The sequence below is a fragment of the Actibacterium ureilyticum genome, from assembly GCF_002285435.1.
GTDB classification, from domain to species: domain Bacteria; phylum Pseudomonadota; class Alphaproteobacteria; order Rhodobacterales; family Rhodobacteraceae; genus Actibacterium_C; species Actibacterium_C ureilyticum.
The window spans coordinates 1-4,764 of sequence record NZ_NSBT01000027.1; the positions used below are offsets into that span (position 1 = coordinate 1).

Here is a 4,764-nt window from a genome sequence, read left to right on the forward strand (position 1 = left end):
TCGAGCGGCACGCGGTAGGGCTGCATGGCGTCGAAATCCTCGCAATTGCCGCAGTTCTGCACGATCGCGAAGGTGTCGCAGGCATCCTTGAGAATGACCCGGAAGGTGCCGCCGAGGCCCGAGGGCACCTCGTAGGTCCCGCCGATGAGATAGTCCGAAGCCCGGCGCACGAAGACGCGGATGCTGTGGCCATCGGTGGCGAGCCGGATGGCCCCTCGCCCCCGGTCGATGAGCACCTGCACGTCATCCAGGATGTCGGTGTAGAACTGGCCGGTCAGATCACGAAACGCCATGCGGCGCTGCGCCATCCAGTCGGTATCCCGAAACGGGTTCATGCCATCTGCGAAAGCGAAGGAGGGATCGGCCTGCTCGGTGGTAACGATACGGGTGGTCGTACCATCGATGCCGTTTGAGCGCAGATGCACACCATTGCCGACGATGAGGATCAGGGCGGGCCTGTCCACGGGCCCGTTCCAGTTGGGCAAGAAGGTTTTGCAGGCGCGCGCATGGGCGATCTGCGCCGCAACTGCGGAGGCAGAGAACTTGAGAATAGCCATGGGGATGTCTTTCCGTTGAGTGTGGGAGGGTCGACGCGCGCAGGCAGAAGGGCTTGCGCGGGCCGCTTGAGGGCTCAAGCCGCTTGCGCGACCTCGCTGTCAGGTTCCGAAGTTTCCGCAGAGGGCGCCGCCTCATCACAGGGGACACCGGCGGTCTGCATCATCGGCGGGCACCAGGCGGCCACGGCGGCGCGCTGTGCATCCGTCAGCGTGGCGAAGGGCTCAGCGAAGAGCTTGTCGCAGAAGGCGACGATCTCTTTCTTGCTCGACGAGGCCAGCGTGACCGCCTCCTGGGCGAGGCCCAGATCCTCGCCGAGGATCTTCAGGAGCCATACCTTCTTGAAGCGGTTGAAGAGCTCCGCATTCGGCGTCCAGTGGGCGCGGATGTCGGGCATGATCTCGATCTCGAACGCATGCATCAGGCTGTCGCGCTGGCGGTCCCGCGCGAAGCAGGACTGCGTGGTGCTGGCCGTGGCATAGGCCACGAGCTTGGCCTTTTCGCCTGCCTCCAGCGCGCGAAACGCCGCGAACTGATCGGCGGGCGCGCGGGTGTCATCGAGCCAGGACAGATCAAGCGCCTCATGCGCCGCCGCCACCTGCTCGAGCGAGGTCTCGTCGATCTCGTCCATCTTGGCGTGGTTGCGGTATTCCTTGCGGGCATCGATCTTGATCGCCTGGGTGACACTCATGCCGCTGGCCAGAACGTCGCTCACCAGCTTGAAGAGCGTCAGATCGAGCGTAGCTTCCGGATGCAGCGCCATCGCGGCCCCAAGCGCCATGGCTCGCTCGGTCTTGAGGTCCTCAGCCAGTGAGGCCGGATAGGTGATTTCGCCGGCGTCTGGGGCCTCCTCCCCGGTCGGGCTAGCCGAGGAGCCGCGCGGGCCCTCCTTTTTGACGGTGTCTTCCGGGCGGACGAGGCCAACATGGAGGGTCACCTGCCCGCCCGACCAGGACGCGATTACCCCAGACCGCGCGAGGTCCTCGGCGCTGTAGGCCTCCTGCAGGTCGCGGGCTTCCTCTTCCAAGGCGTCCACGCGCTCGTAAAGCGCGTTGTAGGCACCGTCCTCGAGCCCCTCATCCTCCATCTCGAGCTGCAGTTTCTCAAGCTCGGCGGTGATCTCATCGATGCGCTTTTGCGCAGCCTCATCAGGCTCGATCGGGCCGGGATAAACGCGGCCGTAGTCGGCCATGGTCGCGTAATCATAGCGGACCATGGCATCGGCCCAGGCAAAGCCCAGCTTTATGCGGGCCTCTTCGGCGGCGGCACCGAGCTTCTCGAGCAGGATGGTCTCGACCAGCGCGGCGTCTTCGAGCACGGAATGCTCTTCCAGAAGGTCAGCGGCGACAGCGCCGCCCCGCGCCTCGTAGTCCGCGCGCACGAAGGCCCCGATATCGTCACTGACCTGCACCCCGCGCGATTTGAGCGCCTGGCGGACCGTATAGGCCTGCAGGTAGCTATCTTCCTTGGTGAGCGCCTCGAAGACTTCGCGCTGCACCTCCTGGCTCGGATGCTCCGCAAAGGCCTTCATCGTGTCGAGCGTGATCGTCTTGGCCCGGGCCGCGGCGCGGATGTCGGGGTGGATTAGGCCATAGCGCAACCGGCCTTTCACGGCCGCCACCGTGGTGCCGAAGGTCTTTGCGATCGTCTCGGGCGTCTGGTCGTCGACCTCCATCATCCGCGCGAAAGCCTCGAACTCGTCGATGGCATTCATCGGCGCCTGGGTGATGTTCTCAGCGAGCGACAGGGCCGTGGTGACATCGCAATCCTCTGGCACAAGACGGCAGTCGATCTTGGCCTTCGCCGTGAAGCCTTTCGCGGCCCTGTCCGCGACCAGCTCCTTCAGCGCGGCATGCCGACGGCCACCGGCGAGGACAGCATATTTGCCGTCGAGCTTCTGGACCATGAGCGGCTGCAGGAGACCCAGAACGGCGATGCTTGCCTTCAGATGGGCGATGTTCTCAGGATCATAGGTTTCCGGCGAGTTGCTGCGCACATTGGCGGGATGTGAGACCAGATCGCCGATGGCGACGGAGACGGGTTTGAAGCTTGTGGTCATGGCGTTTCCTTTTCGGTGGGTTTGGAGCGGCCCGCGCATTCAGATGCGCGGCCAATCCCCGTCTTCAGGGATCACCACAACAAAAGGCCCACTCTCCCTTTGAGGGGTCAGCGGGCCTTCATCGCCTGGGCTGTCAGGAGGGGTGTCCCCTCCCCTACCAGTCGCGCGCCAGCATGATGGTCAGCACGCGCATGGTGGTGGCGGGATTGTCCGGGGCCTCGGCGCCATAGCGGAAGTCGGAATCCGCTTCGTACAAATCCAGTTTCCAGAACACGGTCTCGCCGCGGACCTCGACCGCCCCGAAATCATGCCATCCTTCGGGATCGTTCTCGGGCTCGAAGGTCTCGAACATGCCCGTGGCCTTCACCGCCTCGGCCATGAAGCCGTCACCGGCATTCATAATTGAGCGGGTGACATGCATGCGGCCCTGAATAGACTGGGCGGTTGGCACACCGAGGCACGCGAGCTTGCGAAACGCGTCGTTCTGCGCTGCGATCACACTCGGATCAGGGCGGTCTGTCTGGGGTTGTCCTGTCATGGACATGGGGTGCTCCTTTGAGAAGTTGAAACACCCTTCCAAAAGCCAGCTTCCGTAATGGGGCGGGCCTCTGTCAAGGGTTTCGGGCAAGTCAAAAATCCCGGCGAAGATCTCATTCTTCTCCGAGTTTTAAGGCACAAATTCAGAAGCTTACTTTTTCTTTTTCACTGCACCGGCACGTCAGGACTGAAGGACACCCCCCTGTCCGGGCTTCGCTCTTCCGTCCGTAGTCAGCCGCATGGCTGCCACTCTATGCCTGGTCCAAATCTGGTCCTGGGTGCCCATCTTTTACGCGTATTCAGCGTTAGCCGATAACTAGCGGGCTTTCGGCATCTCCAGGAACCTCGTCCCGGCAAGGGACCTCGTCGTACCTGTCGTCAGGTGCAGTGCGTTCCTCCGTCAGATCAAGTTCTGGAATTATTTTACTCAGACCGTTGCCGGGGAGCTCTGCACATGGCGGAATGGTGTGCCGTCTCGCCACATGCGGTGCAATACAACGCCAATACGCCGCGCAAGTGCAATCAAGGCCCGTTTCGATCCACGCCGATGGGCCACTCTGAGCGCCCAGGCCTGGAGCCAGTTTGGTGACCCACGGTGCATCAAGATCATCGCCGCTTGATACAAGGCCGTTCGAAGGGCCCGGTCACCGGCTCGAGTAATTTGCCCGACAATGTCCATCTCTCCGGATTGCGTACGTCTCGGCGTCAGCCCCACCCACGGACCAACATCCTTCGATCGCGCGAACCGGGTCGGATCGTCGATCGCGGATTTGACCGTCAGGGCGACGATCCGACCGACGCCTGGCATCGTCATCATCAGACGGCAAACGTCGTCTTGTTTTGCCAGATCCGCGATTGTCGCATCCAATTCAGCCAACTCGGCGCGCAACTGCGCACGCGCGCGCAAAAGGGCCTCTGTCGACGCCGACAGGATTTCATTCTGCTCAACCAGTTCCCTCACCCGGGCCTCGTACCTGATCCGGGTGACGTGTCCCAGCTTCAGACCGAAGTTCCGCAAAACACCCCGCATGGAAAGCTCAAGGTTGATGATGGCCTGCTGAACTGACTTGCGCGCTGTCAGCAACGCGCGGATTTCCTGGGAGGACACCGATTTGCGGTGCACGGGCCTGTACCATCCCATTTGAAGCAAGCGCGCAATGCCCTGAGCATCGCGCCGATCGGTTTTGATCGGCATGGCTTTCAAAGCGGCTTTCACCAACCGCGTTTCCATCAAGACCACGTCAAGTCCGGCCTCTTCGATGCCCTTACTCAGCCATTGGGACAGTGGTCCGGCTTCAAGACCGATCGCATCGACCGCGTACGGCAATGACGTCATCGCACGCACCAGCGCCTCAGGCTCGCTGGCGGCCTCCAACTCCTCAACAACCTTCCCTTGCGGCCCCAGCACACAAATCGCCGTGCTTGTCAGAGATACATCTAGTCCGATAAATACATTCATGTCGTTGCCCTTCTATTCTTAGGAATTGAGGCGCATGGAAACATACGACCTCGTAGACGCGCTGCAGGCGCATCAAGGGCAACGGCACTTCAGATCATGCTGACAAACAAGCGAAACGTGCTCGATTCGCCGACAGCCCCATTACGGCATCTTT

The 4,764-nt window shown here is 62.0% G+C and carries 4 protein-coding genes; all 4 read right to left on the reverse strand.

From position 1 onward, the window contains the following. Positions 1-557, reverse strand: a 557-nt coding sequence (locus tag CLM60_RS11720) for a regulator (protein ID WP_095589369.1), incomplete at its 3' end; no start/stop codon positions are given. 74 nt (positions 558-631) lie between these two features. Beyond that, positions 632-2,614, reverse strand: a complete 1,983-nt coding sequence (locus tag CLM60_RS11725) for a ParB/RepB/Spo0J family partition protein (protein WP_095589368.1) — start codon at positions 2,612-2,614, stop codon at positions 632-634. Positions 2,615-2,768: 154 nt separating this feature from the next. Beyond that, complete coding sequence (locus CLM60_RS11730) at positions 2,769-3,158, reverse strand: DUF3768 domain-containing protein (protein ID WP_043754131.1); 390 nt, start codon at positions 3,156-3,158, stop codon at positions 2,769-2,771. A gap of 420 nt (positions 3,159-3,578) precedes the next feature. After that, positions 3,579-4,610 (reverse strand): IS110 family RNA-guided transposase, encoded by a 1,032-nt coding sequence (locus tag CLM60_RS11735; RefSeq protein WP_095587668.1) that lies wholly within the window; start codon positions 4,608-4,610, stop codon positions 3,579-3,581. Positions 4,611-4,764 lie beyond the last annotated feature (154 nt).